Genomic DNA, 18,664 nt, shown 5'->3' with positions numbered 1-18,664 from the left:
AAAGAGGAGTTGCCGCATGACCCAGGAGTACGACCTGATCGTCGTCGGCGGTGGGCCGGCCGGCTCGACCGCCGCGACCGTCGTGGCCAAGCGCGGGCACCGGGTCCTGCTCCTGGAGCGGGAGACCTTCCCGCGCTACCAGATCGGTGAGTCGCTCCTGCCCGCGACGGTGCACGGGCTGTGCCGCATCCTCGGTGTCGCCGAGGAGGTGCAGCAGGCCGGTTTCACCCTCAAGCGCGGCGGCACCCTGCGCTGGGGCCGTGATCCGGAGCCGTGGCAGTTCTCCTTCGCGATGACCCCGCGGGTGCCCGAGCCGACCGCGACGGCCTTCCAGGTGGAGCGCTCACGCTTCGACGAGATCCTGCTGCGCGGGGCCCGGCGGGCCGGTGCCGAGGTCCGCGAGGGCAGTACGGTACGCCGGGTCGTCGCCGACGACGAGCGGGTGCGGGGCGTCGAGTACACCGACACCGACGGCAACTCCCGTACCGCGTACGCCCGCCACGTCATCGACGCGTCCGGGAACACCAGCCGGCTCCACGGCGGGGTCGGCGGCGGGCGGGTGTACTCCGACTTCTTCCGCAACCTCGCGGTGTTCGGCTACTTCCAGGGCGGGGCCCGGCTGCCCGAGCCGAACAGCGGCAACATCTTCTGCGCCGCGTTCGACGCGGGCTGGCTCTGGTACATCCCGCTGCGCGACGACCTGACGAGTGTCGGTGCGGTGATCTCCCCCGAGCACACACCGGCCGTCCAGCGCGACACGCGAGGCGCCTGGCGGGACATGATCGCGGCCTGCCCGGAGGTGAGCCGGCTGGTGGCGGGCGTGCCGGAGGCGACCGAGGCGCCGTACGACCGGGTGCGGGTGCGCAGGGACTGGTCGTACTGGAAGAAGTCCTTCTGGACGCCGGGCATGGCGCTGGTCGGCGACGCCGCGTGCTTCGTGGACCCGGTGCTGTCCTCCGGGGTCCATCTGGCCACCTACGGTGCGCTGCTCGCCGCCCGGTCGGTGAACTCGGCGCTGGACGGCAGCGTGCCCGAGGAGCGCGGCTTCGCCGAGTTCGAGGCCCGCTACCGCCGCGAGTACCGCGTGTTCTACGACTTCCTCATCTCCTTCTACGACATGGAGCGCAACGAGGACTCGTACTTCTGGTCGGCGAAGAAGATCACGAAGGTGGACCTCGGCGAGGCCGCCGCGTTCGCCGAACTGGCGGGCGGCCTGGTGTCCCGGGACACGGCGGTGGTGCGGACGGACTGGGAGGCGTCCGCTGCGCAACTCGAGGGTGCGGTCGGGCAGTTGGCGGACTCGGACAGCCGCGTCAACCCGCTGCTGTCCGCCCCGGTCGTCGGCGAGACCTTCCGCACCGGCAACGACCTTCAGGAGCAGGCGCTGTACGGCGGCCCGCTGGACGACCCGGGCCCGGCCGCCCCCGGCGGACTGGCCGTCACACCGGACGGACTGTCCTGGGTGAAGGACTGAACCCGGGTCCCCTCGCGGGACCGGTCACCCGGCTACCAGGCCACCGGCAGCTCACTCACCCCGTGGATCGCCCGTCCCGCGAACGCGTACTCCTCCGCCTCCGCACCGGCCGGCCGCAGCCCCGGCAGCCGGTCGAACAGCATCGGCAGGGCGATCTGGAGCTCGGCCCTCGCCAGGGACTGGCCCAGGCAGTGGTGGAGGCCGTGGCCGAAGGCCAGGTGCCGGCCCGCGTCACGGGTGAGGTCCAGCGTGTTCGGGTCACCGAAGACGGAGGGGTCGCGGTTGGCGGCCTGCAGGGCGACCACCACACCCTCGCCGGCCCTGATCGTCACACCGCCGACCTCGACGTCCTCCGTGGCGATGCGGCGCAGTCCGATGTGCACGACGGTCAGATAGCGCAGCAGTTCCTCGACCGCGCCCGGCACGAGCTCCTCGTCGGCCCGCAGTGCCGCCAGCTGGTCGGGGTGGCGGAGCAGGGCGACGACGCCGAGGGAGAGCATGCTCGCGGTGGTCTCGTGTCCGGCGATGAGGAGCTGGACAAGCATGCCGGCCGCCTCGGCGGGGCTGCACTCGCCGGTCGCGACGCGTTCCGTGGCGAGCTTGCTCATCAGGTCGTCGCCGGGTGTGCGGGACTTGGCGGCGAGGAGTTCCTGGAGGTAGCCGAAGAGCGCGCCCCAGCCCGCGCGCATGGCCTCGGGTCCGGCGGTGACGGTGGCGAAGGCGGCGGCGTGGGTGTTGATGAAGTCGCGGTCCTCGTACGGCACTCCGAGCAGTTCGCAGATCACCAGGAGGGGCAGCGGGAGGGTGAAGTGCTCGACCAGGTCGGCCGGCTGGTCCTGCTTGGCGAGGCCGTCGAGGAGTTCGGCGGTGATGTTCCGGATGGCGGGCCGCAGTTGCTCGACCCGGCGGAAGGTGAACTCGGGGATCAGCATGCGGCGCAGCCGGGTGTGGTCCGGCGGGTCCATGGCGAACAGCTGCCCCGGGGTGACCGGCGGCGGGGTCGGCTGCAGGCCGGGGAAGCCGGGCCGGACGTTCTGCGAGCTGAACCGTGCGTCGCTGAGGACCGCGCAGGCGTCCTCGTGCCGGGTGACGAGCCAGGGGTGGGTGTCGCCCCAGAGGCTGATCCGGGCGAGGGGGCGCTCCTCGGTCCATCGGCCGTACTCGGCGGCGGGGTCGAGGAGGGGGCGGGAGCTGGGGAGGGGCGGAGGGGTGTCGGTCGGGCGCATGGGGTGGGGGGCTCCGGTGCTCGGGTGTTTTCGGGGGGTCGAGGGGTCGGGGGTTCGGGGGGCGGGGGTTTCAGGGGGTGTCGAGGCCGGCCAGCGTCAGCAGCAGGGCCTTGACGTCGGTCGCGTCGATCTCGTCGCGCGCGGCCTCGGGGCGCGAGCAGAGCAGTACGGGGGCGTCCAGCGGGTCCCGCGGCAGACGGCCGTGGCTGCCGCGCACTCCGGACGGGTCGAGCGGGACCGTCTGGATGCGGTAGCGCAGGCCCGCCTTCTTCCGGGCGACCTGACCGATGGCGCGGGCCTTCACGGCGGGTACGGCGGGGTCGTAGAGGAGTTCGGCGGGGTCGTATCCGGGCTTGCGGTGGATCTCGACCTGGCGTGCGAAGTCCGGGGCCCGGTCGTCGTCCAGCCAGTAGTAGTACGTGAACCAGGCGTCGGGGTCGGCCACGGCGACCAGCTCTCCTGACCGTTTGTGGTCGAGCCCGTGGGCCGCCTTGCCCTGTTCGTCCAGCACCTGGTCCACGCCGGGGAGTTCGGCGACGATCTTCGCCACGGCCTCGGTGTCGGCGGGGTCGCGGACGTAGACGTGGGCGATCTGGTGGTCGGCGACGGCGAAGGCGCGGGAGGTCCAGGGGTCGAGATACTCCATGCCGTCCTGGGTGTACACCTGAAGCAGTCCGGCCCGGCGCAGGGCGCGGTTGATGTCGACGGGGCGGGAGGCGGGCGCGATGCCGTACTCGCTGAGGATCACGACCGTGGCGTTCTCGCGCTCGAAGTGCTCCAGGAGGGGGCGCAGGGCCTCGTCCAGGCGGCGGGCCTCCCGGGCGGTCTGCGGGGAGCCGGGGCCGGTGCGCTGGGGTTCGTAGTCCAGGTGGGGGACGTAGACCAGGGTGAGGTCGGGGCGGTGCTCGTCGAAGATCTGGCGGGCGGCGGCGAGGATCCACTGGCTGGAGGGCAGGCCCGCGTTGGGTCCCCAGTAGGTGAAGAGGGGGAACTCGCCGAGCCTGGTGGTGAGTTCGTCGTGCAGGGCGGGCGGCCAGGTGTAGCAGTCGGGTTCCTTGCGGCCGTCGGAGTAGTAGATCGGGCGCGGGGTGACGGTGAGGTCGACGTCGGCGCCCATGGCGTACCACCAGCAGACGTTGGCGACCTTGTAGTCCGGCTTGGCCTTGCGCGCGGTGTGCCAGATCTTCTCGCCGCCGACGAGGGCGTTGTGCTGGCGCCACAGGAAGACCTCGCCGAGGTCGCGGAAGTACCAGCCGTTGCCGACGATGCCGTGCTCGGAGGGCGGGGCGCCGGTGAGGAGGGTGGACTGGACGGAACAGGTCACGGCGGGCAGCACGGTGCCCAGGCGGGCCTGGAAGCCCTGTCGGGCGACGGCCGAGACGGCGGGCATGTGCTGGAGCATGCGCGGGGTGAGGCCGACGATGTCGAGGACGACCATCCTGGTCATGAGACGCACTCCGTTCCTGAGAGGGGCTTGAGGCCGAGTTCCCCGAACCGGTCGCGCGCCCAGGCGAGTTCGGCGGCCAGGCCCGCGACGAGTCCCTCGCGGTCGTGGGGCCGCAGGTGTTCGGGCAGGACGGACCAGGTGTAGGTCTCGACCTCGATGTGGTCGCAGACCGCCTCCGGTCCGCCGAGCAACGCGCCCAGGGCCGAGGTCAGTTCGGGCGCGGTGGTGCTGAGCGGTGGTTCGGGGTCGGCGTGCAGGGGGGCGTGGAAGTGGACCCGCCAGGGCGAGCCGGGGTCGAGGCCGCCGGCCAGGGCCTCGGGGAGGTCGTCGACGCCGGTGACGGTGCCGTCCGGGGCGGTACGCGTCTGGTGCAGGAAGCGGGGTTCGGCGAACCGGGCGAGCGCCTGCCGCGCCTCGGGATCGGTGGGGTCGTCGGCCTGGAGGGCGCTGGACGCCTGCACCTTGACGACCGGGAGCCCGGCGTCGGCGAGCCGGCGCAGTGCCGCGTCCGGCTCCTCGAACTGCACGGCGAGATGGCAGGTGTCCAGGCAGATGCCGAGCCGCTCGGGGTCCACTCCCCCGAGTTCCCGGACGGCCTGGACGGTGTTCTCGACCACGCACCCGGGTTCGGGCTCGAAGCCGACCCGGATCGTACGGCCCGTGTCGCGCTCCAGGTCGGCGAGCCCGACGGCGAGTCGGTCGGCGGCCCGGCGCGCGGCGTCGCGGGACGCGGCCGGCCAGGGCGCCCGCCAGGCCAGCGGCAGGGTCGAGACGCTGCCGCGCCGGGCGTCGTCCGGCAGCAGGCCCGCGAGCACCCGGGCGCAGTCGAGGGTGTAGCGCAGCCGGGCGGGGTCGGCCCAGTCGGGCAGGTAGACGTCCCGTTTGACGACCTCACGGTGGAATCCGCCGTAGGGGAAGGCGTTGAGGGTGACCGTCTCCAGGCCGCGCGCGGTCAGTTCGGTGCGCAGCCGGTGCACGGCGTCGGGCCGCTCGGTCAGTTCGGTGACGACGTCACCGGCCAGCCACAGCCCGATGCCGAGCAGGTCGGCGCCCAGGGATTCCCGCACGGGCTCGGCGTACGCGGCGAGTTGGGCCACCACTCCGTCGAGGTCCTCGGCCTGGTGGACGTTGCTGCAGTAGGCGAGGTGGACGGCTGTGCCGTCCGGGTGCCGGAAGCGCACGACGGGTTCACTCCCCGCCGCGTTTGATCGAGTTGCCCTGGAAGAGGGCCGTGTCGTCGGACTTGACGTCTTCCAGGTCGAGTCGGCCGCTCTGCCCGTAGAAGGCCACCGGGTTGCGCCACATGACCTGGTCGACGGTGTCGTCGTCGAACCCGGCGGCGAGCATCGCGTCGGCGGTCTTCCGGGTCTTGAGGGGATCGCTGCGACCCCAGTCGGCGGCCGAGTTGACCAGCATCCGGCCGGTGCCGTGCTCCTGGAGGATGCGCACCATGCGGTCCTCGGTCAGCTTGGTGTCCGGGTAGATGGAGAAGCCCGTCCAGCAGCCGCTGTCGGCGACCATGCCGACGGTGAGTTCGTTGAGGTGGTCGACGAGGACGTGCTCCGGCGGGATGCCGGACTCGCGGACCACGTCGAGGGTGCGGCGGGTGCCGACGGCCTTGTCGCGGTGCGGGGTGTGGACCAGGACGGGCAGCTCGTGCTCGACGGCGAGCTGGAGCTGACGGGCGAGCGCCTCGTCCTCCTCCGGGGTCATGGAGTCGTAGCCGATCTCACCGACGGCCACCACGCGGTCCTTGGCCAGGTAGCGCGGCAGGACGTCCAGCACCCCGGTGCAGCGCGGGTCGTTGGCCTCCTTCGGGTTGAGGGCGATGGTGCAGTAGTGCTGGATGCCGAACTGTGCGGCGCGGTACGGCTCCCAGCCGAGCAGCGCGTCGAAGTAGTCGGTGAAGCTGTCCACGGAGGTGCGCGGCTGCCCGAGCCAGAAGGCGGGTTCCACCAGCGCGCGGACTCCTGCGGCGTACATGGCCTCGTAGTCGTCGGTGGTGCGCGAGGTCATGTGGATGTGGGGGTCGAAGATGCGCATCATGCGGCTCCGGTGTAGGCGGCGAGGGCCTGTTCGGCGGCGGCTCGGCGGTCGGGCGAGGGGGAGTCGGTCTCGGCGGGCAGTCCCGACGCCTCCAGGGTTCCGGGGTGGGCGCGCACGATCGGCCATATGTCGGCGGGCACGGCGCGGCCGGCGGCAACCCGTTCATGGGCGAAGTCCGCGAGCATCCGGGCGAGTTCACGGTCGGCGCGCTCGGCCAGGCCGGCGACCCGGTGGAGGGGGATCTCGCAGAAGACGCACTTCAGTACGGCGTTGCGGTAGCCGTCGTCGTCCAGGTGCCGGGCGGCGTACGGGCCGAGGGCCGCCTCGATGAGGCCGGTGTCGTTGCTCCGCAGCGCCGCGTGGACGAGGGGCAGCACGAGGGCGGCTAAGGAGGGGTCCACCCTTTCCAGGTGGGCCAACGACCGCAGGACGGCCCGCTGTTCGGCCGCGTCACCGTGGCGGTGAAGGCCGCTGATCTCCTCGGCGAGGGCCGCACCGCGCAGGGGCAGGGTCTCGAGGAGCCGGACGCGGACGGCGTCGGCGACGGTCCACCCGAGCGCGCCGGCCCGGCCGGTTCCGTCGACCCCACCGACCCCGTCGGTCCCGTCGGCGAGCAGTGGTCCGCGTCCGCAGCGGCGGCCGACGGCCGGGAAGACGGCGCGTACGGCCGTCGGGTCCTGTCCGACGCGGGCGACGGCGTCCGTCAGCCAGTGCCGGGCGTCGGGGGTGAGTTGCCGGTCGAGGGCGGTGGATATGTGGGGGTCCACGGCACAGGTCTCCTGTTCGGATGAACTGACGGCTGAGGGGGAAACCGCGGCTTCAGGAAGGCTCGGCGCTCTTCAGGAACTCCAGGGAGCGGCGGGCGACGTCGGGTGCGTCCAGGGAGGCGCCCTGGATCTCCACCGAGACCGGCCCGCGGTACCCGGCCGACTTCAACGCGGCCAGGACGGGCGGGAAGTCGATCTCGCCCGCGCCGAGTTCGAGGTGCTCGTGGATGCCGCGCCGCATGTCCTCGATCTGCACGTTCAGCAGGTGCGGTGCGGCGAGCGCGACACAGTCGAGCAGCGGACGCTCCTCGACGCAGTGCGCGTGCCCGATGTCGAGCGTGATCCCGAACAGGCCGGGGTCGCCGAGCCGGCGGCGCAGCTCCAGCACCCGCTCCACCGTGTCGACGAACATGTACGGCTCGGGTTCGAAGCCGAGGGCCACGCCGTGCTCCCGGGCGATGTCCAGCACTTCCTCGCACCTCGCGGCCAGCCGCTTCCATGCCTCTTCCTCGGGCACGCCCTGCGGCGCGGGGCCGCTGCACAGATGGACGGCCGGCGCCCCGAGGTCGGCGGCGATCCGCACGGCACGCGCGAGCAGCTCGACGCGGCGCTCGGCGCCGGGGACGGACATCAGGGTGGGGTGGTGCTTGTGCCACGGGTCCAGCAGATACGGTGCCCCGGTCTCCACCATGACGGCGAGACCGAGCCGGTCGAGCCGCTGTGCCAGACGGTCGACCCGCCGGGGCAGGTCGGCGGCGTACGGGTCGAGATGACCGTGGTCGAGGGTGAGTCCGACGGAGTCGTAGCCGAGGTCGGCGAGGACGGTCAGGACGTCGTCGAGGCGGTGGCAGGCGAAGCCGTTGGTCCCGAACCCGAACCGGAGCCGGTCCGCGGGTTCGGCGGGGTGCGGCGGGACGGCCACGGGCATCCGGCGTGAGCCGGAGGGTATGGAGGGCACGTCGTCGAGTGTCCCGGTCGCACCGTCGCCCTTCGAGGGCGCAGCGTCGGGTCTCGGGAGCACGCCGGAGGGCGCGGAGGGCACGCCGTCCGGTAACGGAGTCACGCCTGCGGATGCCGAGGACTCAGCGGCGGACGGGCCCGAGGGCCCTGAGCCGTGGTGCGCGCTCACGTCGGCGACACCTTCCGGGCGAGCCGGCGCGCCAGCGGATGTGCCGCGGCCAGCACGCCGGCCAGGACCGCTCCCCCGCCGCCCGCGGTGAGCGACGCCTGGAGGGGCATGAGCGACATGATCCCGGTGCCGACGGCGTCCTGGACGTTCGTCGCGGAGGGTTCACGGGCCGCGCGCGCCTGGGCGGTGCCGTACGAGGAGAGGTATCCGAGCGCTCCGGCGACCGCACCGACGCGTGCCGCCCTGCCGCGCCTTCGCACTCCGGGAAGTGCCGCTGCCGCCAGGGCGGTCGCGGTGCTGCCGGCCAGCGTGGCGACGGGCACCTCACGCGGGGCTCCGGAGACCTCGTGGCGGCTCAGGGCGGTGACGGTGTAGATGTGCGCGCCGGTCAGGAGGGCGGCCGGGAGTGCGGCCGCCCGGCGCCCGGGCTCGGCCCCCGCCAGTACGTTCAGCGCCCGTGCGCCCGCCATCGCGGCGGGGCCGGCCGGGGTGGACTTCAGGCCGAGGTCGTAGGCCCAGACCAGTCCGGTCAGCGGCACCGCCACACCCAGGGCCCGCCGGCCGCCGGTCAGGGCGGCGAGGCCCAGTCCGGCGGCGGTGAGTCCGCAGGCGGTGGCGAGTGCGGTGCGGCGGGCGACGCGCCCGGAGGGTACGGGGCGCTGGGGCCGCTCCACCGCGTCGACGGTCGCGTCCGCGTAGTCGTTGAGCGCCATCCCTGCCCAGTAGAGGGCGACGGACGAGGCCATGGTGCCGAGCACACGGGGTGAGGGCGTCCCGGTGTTCGCAGCCGCCGCCCCTGCCAGGATGTCGCCGGGCACGCTCAACGCCGCTGGTAACCGGACAAGTTGCGCCAGGTCAGCGAGTCGAGGGGAAGATCTTCGGTCGCTTGGGCCGTTCATGATCGGACCTTACGTCCAATGGTTCACCCTTGGACATCCTCTTGACCAACACCTCTGTGAAGAATTTGTGCGCTGACCGGGCCGCACGAGTCCGCCGGGTGAACTACTCGGGCGGCGTCGGCGTGTCATGCGTGCGGTACATCGCCTGTACGTCCAGCTCCAGTTGGACCGTCGGACCGACCACGGCGATGCCACGCGCCAGCATGGAACGCCAGTTGAGCGTGTAGTCCTCGCGATGCAGCTCGGCCTTGGCGAGCGCCGCGCACCGCAACTCCTCGCCGTAACCGCCGTTGACCATGCCGAGGTAGTTCGTGTCCAGCGACACCGACCGGCTGATGCCGTGCATGGTGAGCGTGCCGAGCAGCGACCACTTGCTGCCGCCCCGGTAGGCGAAGCGGGTGCTGCGGAAGTCGATGTACGGGAAATGCTCGACGTCGAGGAAGTCGGCCGAGCGCAGATGGTTGTCCCGGGTGTTGTTGCCCGTGGTGATGCTGGACGCGTCGATGCGCACATGGACCCGGGAGTCGGCGATGTCCTGGGTGACCTGGATACCGCCCTCGAAACGTTCGAAACGGCCGTGCACATGGGCCATGCCGACATGCTTGGCGATGAACCGGATCGCGGTGTGCGGCGGATCGAAGAGCCAGGTCCCGGGCACCGGCAACTCGGCCTGCCGGGCGGGCTGGAGCCACACGCGCTGCGACAACAGGCCCGATTCGGCGGTGACTTCGACGGTCTCCCGGTGCGGTTCAAGCCCCTCGGCCATGACCATCACGCTGTAGCTGCCCGGCGGCAGGGCGGCCATGAACAGGCCGTACGGGTCCGTGGTGCCGCGGGCCGCGACCTGGTGGCTGCGGAGTTCCGTCACCGTCACGTCGGCCCCGCCCAGGGGCTGGTTCACCGGGTCCAGGACCTCGCGGCAGACGACACCCGCGCCGGCCGGAAGCGGAAACGCGGGGCCTGCGGCGCCTCCGGAGGCATTCTTCAGTCGCCGCCGGAGCAGTCCGAGGGGCATGGAAATCACCTTTCAGTACTGGTTGGTCTCATATGAGGTCGTGGCTCGTGAGAGATCCGCGAGCGGCCGTTCGCCCGCGTGGGCCGCGCTCAGCACGGCCAGTACGCCCGCCTCGGTGACCTCTCGCGGGTTGGGGTACGCCTGCGTGGTCACCGCGTGCGCGGCGGGCTTCAAGTCGGCTCTCGAAAGCCCTAGTTCGGCCAGTGAGCGCGGCTTGCCCAGGTCCCACACGGCACCCGGGACGTCGTCCGTGCCGAGGGCCCGGCCGAGGGCCGCCATCGCCTCGGGTGCCGCGGGCGCGTTGTACGCGAGGGCGTACGGCAGCACCGCGGTGTGGGTCTCGGCGTGCGGCAGTCCGAAGGTCCCGCCGAGCACATGGCACAGCTTGTGATGCAGGCCCATGGTGGTCGCACCGAGCGCGGCACCGCACAGCCAGGCCCCGTGGAGCGCACGCCCGCGGGCGTCCAGGTCCCGGGGCGCCGCGGCCAGCGCGGGCAGCGCACCGGCCATGGCCCGCACCCCTTCTTCCGCCATCAGCGACACCAGCGGTGAGGCGTCCGGCGCGTACAGGGCCTCGGCCGCGTGCGCGATCGCGTTGACACCGCTGGTCACGGACAGGCCGACCGGGAGTGAAAGGGTGAGCTCGGGGTCGTAGACGACCGTGCGCGGCAGGACCGACGGGTCGCGGCCCGTGCGCTTGACGCCGTCTTCGGTCAGCCCCCAGACAGGGGTCATCTCGGAGCCGGAGTACGTCGAGGGGACGGCGAGCAGCGGCAGTCCGGTGCGCAGCGCGATCACCTTGCCGAGGCCGATCGCGGAACCTCCGCCGACCGCGACGCACCCGTCGGCCCCGGCCTGCCGCGCCACCTCCACGGCCCGTTCGGCGACCTCCACGGGCACATGCATCCGGGCCTCGGCGTGCAGCCCGGCGCAGGCGTCACCGAGCGCGTCCGCGACAGCCCGGGCCGGCTCCGTCCCCCGCGCCCCGCTGACCACCAGCACCCGCCGCAGCCCCAGCCGTTCGACCTCGCCGGGAACGGCGGTCACGTGGGCGCCGGGCCGCAGGACGACCCGCATCGGCTGCGCCTCGTACACGAACTCCCTCATGACCGGACCGGGTTGAGCACGAGGTCGAACCGGGCATGCCGGAACGGGTTCGGGACACCGAACTGCCGCGCCAGCAACGGGTCGTCGGTCTCCGTGAAGTCCTGCACGAGGCTCTGCTTGACCGCGAACACCGCGTCCGAGTCGAGGTACTCGCTGCCCGCCACGAAGATGTGCGTGGTGACCGGCTCATGCCCGTCGGCGGTGGCGATGAAGTGGATGTGGGCCGGGCGGTAGGGATGTCGTCCGGTCGCCTGGAGCAGTCTGCCGACCGGGCCGTCCGTGGGGATCGGGTACGGGCTCGGCACACAGGTCCGGAACCGGAAGCCGCCCTCGTCGTCCGCCGTGAACAGCCCGCGCCCGTTCCCGGCGGGCTGGACCTGCGGCTGCTGCACGTCGTAGAAGCCGTTGCCGTCGGCCTGCCAGACGTCGAGCACCGCGCCCGGCAGCGGCGTACCGTCCGCCGACAGCACGCGCCCGCTCACCACGCACGGCTCCCCGCCGCCGACGAGGTCGATGTCCGCCCCGAGTTCCCGGACCGGCGACTCGGTCATGTGGAAGGGGCCAAGGACCGTGCTCTCGGTCCCGCCCTCGGCCCCGTTGATGGTCTCCACCAGCATCGAGACACCGAGCACGTCGGACAGCAGGATGAACTCCTGACGGGTGTCGGTGCAGGTCTGACCGGTCGCCGTCAGGAAGTCGACGGCCTGCTCCCACTCCGCCATGGTCAGCTCGGTCTCGCGGACGAAGGCGTGCAGATGGCGGGTGAGCGCGGCGAGCAGTTCGCGCAGCCGGGGATCGGCGGTGCCGTCGAAGCTGTCGACCACGGACTCGGTGAATCCGCCGCTCATCGGGCGTGTCCGAGAATCCGCCGCACGGCCTCGGTCAGCAGGCGTTCGGCGTCCTCGGCGGAGCCGGCGGCCGTGGCGTGCCGGAAGCCGACGTACCCGTCCGGCCGTACGAGCAGCGCTCCCCCGTCGGCCACCTCGCTCAGCCGCGCCCAGTCGCCGTACGGGTCCTCGTACTGCTGGCCCGGCCCGATGACGGCGGTGGCGATCTCCAGCTCCTGGGCCCCGGCCGCCCGCAGCCAGTCGGCGCCGCCGATGCCCGTGATCAGGGTGAAGCGGCCCTGTCCGACGGTGTCGAGGGTGGAGAGGGTGCGGGTGCCGGAGGTGATCCAGGCGTGCGGGAGCTTGGCGCCCGGGCGGGAGGTGGGCTGGTGGTGGAGTTCGGGGTCGCGGTCGAAGCCGGGGTCCTCGGTGCCGTCCGGGACGACCGCCTCCGACGTGTACCGCTGGTTGAGGTCGACGCCGTGCGCGTTGAACTCGTACGTCTTGAACGCGATCGCCTCGCGCAGCCGCGCCCGCTGCTTCTCGGCCGCCTCGGTGTCCTCCTTGCGGGCAGCGATGTTGGCCCACAGCTGCTCGGGGGTCTGCGGGGAGAGCCCGTCCAGGGCCTCGAAGATCGGGGCGGTCTCGCCGATGGACTTGTTGGCGCGGGTGACGATCTGCTTGCCGACCGGGGCGCGTTCGGCGGTGTAGGTGTCGAGGAGCTTCGGGGAGGCGGTGCCGTCGAGGACGAGCTTGAGCTTCCAGGCCAGGTTGTAGGAGTCCTGGATGGAGGTGTTGGAGCCGAGGCCGTTGGACGGCGGGTGGCGGTGCGTGGCGTCGCCGGCGCAGAAGACGCGGCCGTTGGAGTAGGTCTCGGCGTACATCTCGTTGACGGTCCAGGCCGAGGACGACTTGATGGTCACCGGGATGTCGTCGTCGCCGACCAGCTGGCGGACGATCGACTCGGCGTACTCGGTCGTCAGGTCGGGGGCGCCGGCGGTGACGTCGTACCCCCACACGATGAGCCATTCGTTCCAGGGGCGGACGCAGCGCACCAGGCCCGCGCCGATGCCGCCGACGGTGGCGCCGGGGGCGAGCACCCAGTAGAGGGTGGACGGGCGGTGGGCGGTGTACTTGCTGAGGTCCGCGTCGAAGACGATGTTGATGCTGCCGGCCACCCCCATCTGGCCGCCCATCGGCAGCCCGGCGTCCTCGGCGACCTGGCTGCGGCCGCCGTCGGCGCCGATGAGGTACTTGGCGCGGATGGTGTACTCGTCGCCGCGCAGCCGGTCCTCGACCGTCACCGTCACGCCGTCGTCGTCCTGGACGAAGGACTTGTAGACGGTGGAGAAGCGCAGCTGGGTGCCGCGCGCGACGGCGGCGTCGACGAGCACCGGTTCCATGAGGTGCTGGGGCATGTCGCACATGCGGGTGGGGCTGGCGAGGTCGTGCGCGGCCTGGACGAGCGGGTCGTTGCCCCAGGAGCGGACCCTCCCCAGCTCCTCGCCGGCGAGGCTGGTGCAGAAGGTCGTGTTGCCCATCAGATGCTGGGGGGTCGCCTTCGAGACGACCTCGTCCTCGACACCGAGGTCGCGCAGCACCTCCATCGTGCGCTGGTTGGTGATGTGCGCCCTGGGGGTGTCGGCGAGGCTCGCGTAGCGCGTGACGACGATGTTGGGCACGCCGTAGGTGCTCAGGGCGAGCGCGGCGGCGCCGCCCGCGGGACCACTGCCGACGATGAGTACGTCGGTCACGACATCGGGCTCGACGGTGTGCACGGGGACGCTCCAGGGAATGAGAACAGGCACCAACTGTTCAAGATCATGAATGAAGGACCCGGAAGACGGGTGTCTCAATAAGAGACAGACAAGTAATTGTTGCATATTCAACCGTCCGTCGTAGGGTGAGGGGTGCCATGACCACCGCAGAGCGCCCCACGATCCGCCGTCCCGCCCTCGCCTCCGTGCGCAGAGCCCGCGAGCTCTTCCTGCGGGGCGGGCAGCTGCCGGACGGAGTGCCGGAGGAGATCGTCGCCGCCTGGAGGCGTGCCCGGTTCTTCGGCGTACGCCACGACGTACGGGTCCCGGCGCCCGCCCCCGTCGTACCGCCGCCCGTGTCCCCGTTGCTGTCGGCGGCCCGGCCCGTGCTGGAGCGCATCGCACCCACTCTCGACAGCGGGCGGACCACGCTCCTGCTCACCGACGAGCGGCTGCGGGTGCTGCGCGCCATCGGGTTCACCCCGGACCACTCGCCGCACGACCTCTCCGAGCAGGTGGTCGGCCACAACAGCGCGGCCCTCGCGCTGCACACCCGTCGCCGCGCCGAGGTGCACGGGCCCGAGCACTTCCTCGACCTGTGGCAGGACGTCTCGGCGGTGAGTGTGCCGGTGCGGGCGCCGGAGAGCGGACACCTGCTGGGCACCGTGACGGTGTCGTCCGGGCTGTGCGTCGAGTGCGGCCCGCACCCGGGGGCACCGCTCGCCGAGGCCGCGGCGAGCGCCGTCGAGGCGGAACTCCTCGCGCGGTCCCAGGCGGCGGAACGGGTGCTGCTGGACGCGTATCTGCGGGCCGCCGGGGAACAGGGACGCGCGGTCGTCGCCCTCGACGGCCGCAACCGGTTCGTCAGCGAGGCCGCGGGCCGATCGCTGTCGCCGGAAGGGCTGGAGTCGCTGGAGCGGCGGGTGGTCGCGCTGATGCGGGACGGGGCGGCGGCATGCGCACGGCCCGAGAAGGCGACCGGCCACGGTCCGTCCGACGGCATGGCGGGCGCGGGGTACGCGCATCCCCCTGCCGCCACCCTCACCCCGGTCCGCCACCAGGACTCGGTCATCGGTGCGGTCGCCGTACTGGAGCCGGCGGAGCACACGGCCACGGCACCGGCGGCGCCGGCCGTCATCGGGCCGGCGGGGCGCTCGGTGCCCTGGCGGCACGCGGTCGGCCGGGCGACGGAGCTGGCCGGGTCGTCCGAGCCGCTGCTGCTCGTCGGCGAGCGGGGCACCGGGAAGACCACACTCGCCCGGGAGCTGGTTCCCGACGCCCTGATCGCGGATGCGGCGGAGGGCGAACTCGGGCCCGAGGTCGAGGAGTTGCTGCGGGGCCGCCCTCTCCTCATCCGCCACGCCGAGCGTCTCGCCCCCTCCGACACCGCGACGCTCAACTCCCTCCTCGACACCCGTCCGGGCGTCCCCCTGCTGGCCACCTACACCCCCGGAACCCCGGCGAACCCCTGCCTCCAACGGCTCCTGGACACCTTGGCGGCACGCTCGGTCACCCTCCCCGCGCTGCGTGAACGACCGGAGGACATCAGGGAGTTGCTCACCTCCCTCGCCCCCGGCCCGGCCCCGGGGCAGCCTCCGCTCACCTGGACGCTGGACGCCCTGCGCGCGCTGGAGCAGCACCCTTGGCCCGGGAACCTCACCGAGCTCGCCCATCTGGTGCGGGCGCTGGCCGAGCAGCGGCGCATGACCGGCCCGGTCCGCCGCACCGAACTGCCCGACCCGGTACGCGAGGGCCCCGCGCCTCGCCCGCTCACCCGGATGGAACGCGCCGAGCGCACCGCCATACTGGAGGCGCTGCGCCTGCACGGCGGCAACAAGGCCAGCGCGGCGGCGGCACTCGGGATCGGCCGCGCAACGCTGTACCGGAAGCTGCGGGGTTATCGGGGCTGACGCGGCACCCGGCAGGTGGCGAACTCCCCGGCGGGCGCCACCGCACGGGTTTCAGTCAGGTTCGGGTGTCCGTGTGCCGGTCAGTACGCCGATCTTGTCGACGCGGTGTTCGGGGTTGCCGTTCTCGTCACGCCAGAAGTTCCCGGCGGCGTCGTCCTCAAGGGTCAGACACGTGGAGATCGTGATCATGGCCTGAGTGGGGCGCCTGCCGGGGAACCCCGGAACCGCCGCCCGCTGTTCGGCCAGGGAGCGCGCGGAGCGGAAGGAGGTCTTCCTGGTGCCGGTGATCTCGTACTCGTGGACCGCACCGCCCACGGTCACCAGGACCGAGTCCCCTTCGTCGAGGTCCGGGAGCCGGCGCAGCGGACCTCCGCTGGAGAGGCGGTGGGCCGTCACGAGGTAGTTGCCGACCTCGCCGGGACCCACGCCGCCGCGCTCGCCGTAGGGGTTGGCGGCGACGCCGCGGCTCTGGATCCTGGTGCCCGCCCTGTCGTCCGTCGTCCCCTCGTACGGGACGACGCGCAGCTCCTCGACACCGATCGCCGGGATGGTGAGCAGCGCCGGCCGAGGAGCCGGGGACGTCGAAGGCGACGGGGGCGCAGAGGGCTTCGATCCTTCCGTCGTCGGCGCGGACCCCGCAGGGCTCGTCGCCGACACGGTCGTACCCCGGCTCGTCGCGGTGTCGCCCCCTGCTCCCCCGCCGCCGGAGCAGCCGAGGAGCAGGGCGATACCGGTGCCGGCGAGGAGGACGGCGCGGAGGACGGCGCGGACTGGGGACATGGCACTCACCTCACCCCATCCTGCCGCCCTGGGACACCCCCGACCTACGGGTAGTTCACAAGGTTCGCCACATTGGTCGTGGAGTTGGACGGGCCGCCCCGGTCGTTGATGACGTGCCGGATGGTTCCGGTACCGCCGAGGGAGACGGTCACCATGTTCTGGAAGCGGACGCCCGCGGTGTTGGGCACCTCGAAGGCGTGCTCGGCGGTGACGCCCGGGTTGACGTTGAAGTAGCAGTAGCTGCCGAGTCCGTAGGCCTGGTGGCTGGTGACCGAGTTCGCGACCTTGTAGGCGGCGTAGCCCTGGGTGGAGCCGTTCATCCAGGCGGCCTGGTCCGGCGGGTCGTAGGGCATCTCGTTCTGGTAGAAGTACGTCCGGCCGCCGTTGCCGTTCCAGATGGTCTGGTGCTTCTGGTAGTGCTCGACGAACAGGCCGTACATGGTCACGTCGTCGCCGTTGACGATCAGACCGGTGTCGGCGGTGTTGGAGTTCCAGCCGATGCCGCTGCCGTGGTCGCCGCGCCAGATCCACATGTGGTCGCCGATGACGTCGTCGCTGTTGACGACGAGGCTGGTGGTCGCCTTGCCGACGGCGGCGCCGCCGACGCGGAAGTAGACGTCGTGGAGGGAGGTGGGGTTGGCCGAGTGGTCGGCGGCGGCGCCGGACGGGCCGACTTCCACGAGGGTCTGGGAGTTGGTCGTCCCCGCGTCGAAGAGGACGCCCGCGAGCTTCACTCCGTCGACGTCGGCGACCGTCATGGCCGTGATGCCGTTGTCGGGGATGAACGTGGCGAGGCCGAGCCCGAGCACGACGGTGTCGGGGCGGGTCACCCGCAGGGTCTGGTTCAGGTGGTAGACGCCCGGGGTGACCAGGAGGTTCTTGCCCTCGGCCAGCGCGGTGTTGATCTGCGCGGCGGTCGCGCCGGGCTTGACGACGTAGAACTGGTCGATGCCGAGCGAGGTGCCCGGGGCGTTGCCGTTCGCCCAGGTGGTGGCGGAGGAGTTGGTCCGCACGGACGGGACGAACACCCGGTAGGCGCCCGCGGAGTCGACGTACAGGAAGGGCTTCTCACGGACCGTCGGGGTCTGGTTCACCGTGGTGTAGGGCGGGTTGGGGAAGCTGTTGCCGGGGACTCCCTGGCTGCCGACGAAGACCATGTTCCAGTTGGAGCCGGTCCAGCTGCCGAGCTGGGAGTTGCGGGTCAGCCACTGCTGCTGGGATCCGGAGCGGACCTGGCCGTCGATCTTGCTGTCGGCCATGAAGCCGCCGCTGGACCAGCCGCCGTCGCTCAGTTCCAGGTTGCCGCGGACATGCATACGGCGGTAACCGGAGGCCTGCGAGACCGCCCAACGGTCCGTGCCGCCGGTGGGGTTGACCGAGAGGTTCTCGGCGCCGCGCCAGAAGTTCTGGGTGGCGTTCTGCGGCGGGAACCAGTCGGCCTCGACGTGCACGGCGCCATTGATGGTGACCGAGTCGGGTGACTGGCCGAGACCCAGGACCTGGGTGTAGAAGCCGACGTTGACGTCGTTGCTGTAGGTGCCGGGCTTGAACATGACCGCGTAGCGCTGGGAGCCGAACTGGTTGGTCTCCTGCTGCTGGAAGATCTGGTTCAGCCGGCTCTGGATGGTGGCCGAGGGCATCGACGGGTCGAAGACGACGACATTGGGGCCGAGGTCGACGTCCCCGGGCGCGGTGCTCACGGGGGCGACCTGGAAGCGCTGGGCGGCGGTGCCGTTGCAGGTGTACTGCACCAACTGGACGCTGTCGGCCGTCGAGGCGGAGGGGACGTCGAGGCACTTGCCGCTGTTGCGGTTGACGAAGTGGTAGGCGCCGCCGCCCTCGTCGACGGCCTGCCACTGCTGGTTGGCGCCGCCGCCGTACGTCCACAGGTGCACGGGCGCGTTGTCGGCCGTGGAGACGTCGCTGACATCCACGACCTGGGCCGCGTCGTTGCGGTTGTCGATCCGTACGTAGCCGTCGCCGGTCGGGGTGAACCTCCATTGCTGGGCGGTGGTGCTGTTGCAGGTGTACTGCTGTACGGCGGTGCCGTTGACGGTCGCGGCGGAGCGGGCGTCCAGGCACTTGCCGCTGCCGGAGTTCACCACCGTGGACCAGCCGGTGGGCAGGGCGGCGGCGGCCTCGGTGGGCTGCAGGACGGTCAGGGCCGAGGCGAGGGCCGCCACGGTCACGAACGCGGCGGATGGTCTTGCGAGCCGGAGCATGTCGTCTCCGCTTCTGATGGGGGGCGGCGGGGGCTTACTTCACTGCGTGATTTAAGAA

Annotated in this window: 15 protein-coding genes; 2 read left to right on the top strand and 13 right to left on the bottom strand. The window is 72.0% G+C overall.

The annotated features are described in order from the left end of the window. Positions 1-16 precede the first annotated feature (16 nt). Positions 17-1,474 carry a tryptophan 7-halogenase gene (locus PH203_RS19370; protein WP_289921403.1) on the top strand — a complete coding sequence of 486 codons (1,458 nt, stop codon included), beginning with the start codon at positions 17-19 and terminating at the stop codon, positions 1,472-1,474. A 32-nt stretch (positions 1,475-1,506) separates the two neighbouring features. On the opposite strand, the gene PH203_RS19365 is transcribed toward PH203_RS19370, so the two are convergent. The 11 genes from PH203_RS19365 to PH203_RS19315 all read right to left on the bottom strand — a co-directional run bounded on the left by PH203_RS19365 (position 1,507) and on the right by PH203_RS19315 (position 13,715). Next, positions 1,507-2,700 (bottom strand): cytochrome P450, encoded by a 1,194-nt coding sequence (locus PH203_RS19365; RefSeq protein WP_289921402.1) that lies wholly within the window; start codon positions 2,698-2,700, stop codon positions 1,507-1,509. 70 nt (positions 2,701-2,770) lie between these two features. Beyond that, positions 2,771-4,147 (bottom strand): nucleotide pyrophosphatase/phosphodiesterase family protein, encoded by a 1,377-nt coding sequence (locus PH203_RS19360; RefSeq protein WP_289921401.1) that lies wholly within the window; start codon positions 4,145-4,147, stop codon positions 2,771-2,773. Further along, positions 4,144-5,328, bottom strand: coding sequence for a metabolite traffic protein EboE (gene eboE, locus PH203_RS19355; RefSeq protein WP_289921400.1), 1,185 nt, complete (start codon positions 5,326-5,328; stop codon positions 4,144-4,146). Before eboE ends, PH203_RS19360 begins: the two co-directional genes overlap by 4 nt. Before the next feature lie 7 nt (positions 5,329-5,335). Continuing rightward, the gene (locus PH203_RS19350; protein WP_289921875.1) at positions 5,336-6,190 is read right to left on the bottom strand and encodes a TatD family hydrolase; all 855 of its coding nucleotides are present in this window, start codon (positions 6,188-6,190) and stop codon (positions 5,336-5,338) included. Next, positions 6,190-6,960: an EboA domain-containing protein gene (locus tag PH203_RS19345; protein WP_289921399.1), complete on the bottom strand. Its 771-nt coding sequence runs from the start codon at positions 6,958-6,960 to the stop codon at positions 6,190-6,192. The genes PH203_RS19350 and PH203_RS19345 overlap by 1 nt, the downstream gene beginning before the upstream one ends. A gap of 52 nt (positions 6,961-7,012) precedes the next feature. Then, positions 7,013-7,888, bottom strand: coding sequence for a sugar phosphate isomerase/epimerase family protein (locus tag PH203_RS19340; protein WP_289921873.1), 876 nt, complete (start codon positions 7,886-7,888; stop codon positions 7,013-7,015). Between the two features lie 197 nt (positions 7,889-8,085). Further along, positions 8,086-8,988, bottom strand: coding sequence for an SCO3242 family prenyltransferase (locus PH203_RS19335; protein WP_289921398.1), 903 nt, complete (start codon positions 8,986-8,988; stop codon positions 8,086-8,088). A gap of 103 nt (positions 8,989-9,091) precedes the next feature. Next, positions 9,092-10,003, bottom strand: coding sequence for a YceI family protein (locus PH203_RS19330; protein ID WP_289921397.1), 912 nt, complete (start codon positions 10,001-10,003; stop codon positions 9,092-9,094). Between the two features lie 12 nt (positions 10,004-10,015). Then, positions 10,016-11,110, bottom strand: coding sequence for a maleylacetate reductase (locus PH203_RS19325; protein ID WP_289921396.1), 1,095 nt, complete (start codon positions 11,108-11,110; stop codon positions 10,016-10,018). Next, positions 11,107-11,958 carry an intradiol ring-cleavage dioxygenase gene (locus PH203_RS19320; RefSeq protein WP_289921395.1) on the bottom strand — a complete coding sequence of 284 codons (852 nt, stop codon included), beginning with the start codon at positions 11,956-11,958 and terminating at the stop codon, positions 11,107-11,109. Before PH203_RS19320 ends, PH203_RS19325 begins: the two co-directional genes overlap by 4 nt. Further along, the gene (locus tag PH203_RS19315) at positions 11,955-13,715 is read right to left on the bottom strand and encodes an FAD-dependent monooxygenase (protein ID WP_289921393.1); all 1,761 of its coding nucleotides are present in this window, start codon (positions 13,713-13,715) and stop codon (positions 11,955-11,957) included. Before PH203_RS19315 ends, PH203_RS19320 begins: the two co-directional genes overlap by 4 nt. A 137-nt stretch (positions 13,716-13,852) precedes the next feature. On the opposite strand from PH203_RS19315, the gene PH203_RS19310 reads away from it, so the two are divergent. Continuing rightward, entirely contained in the window at positions 13,853-15,604 is a 1,752-nt protein-coding gene (locus PH203_RS19310) for a helix-turn-helix domain-containing protein (RefSeq protein WP_289921392.1), read from the top strand. 51 nt (positions 15,605-15,655) lie between these two features. Here the strand turns inward: PH203_RS19310 and PH203_RS19305 are convergent, their stop codons facing one another. Beyond that, the gene (locus tag PH203_RS19305; RefSeq protein WP_289921391.1) at positions 15,656-16,384 is read right to left on the bottom strand and encodes a class E sortase; all 729 of its coding nucleotides are present in this window, start codon (positions 16,382-16,384) and stop codon (positions 15,656-15,658) included. A 44-nt stretch (positions 16,385-16,428) separates the two neighbouring features. Beyond that, positions 16,429-18,606: an RICIN domain-containing protein gene (locus tag PH203_RS19300; protein WP_289921390.1), complete on the bottom strand. Its 2,178-nt coding sequence runs from the start codon at positions 18,604-18,606 to the stop codon at positions 16,429-16,431. Positions 18,607-18,664: the final 58 nt, after the last annotated feature.

Origin of the sequence: Streptomyces sp. S.PB5 (assembly GCF_030403745.1) — a bacterium.
In the GTDB taxonomy this organism is placed as follows: domain Bacteria; phylum Actinomycetota; class Actinomycetes; order Streptomycetales; family Streptomycetaceae; genus Streptomyces.
This window is presented reverse-complemented; position numbering and strand designations above follow the sequence as displayed.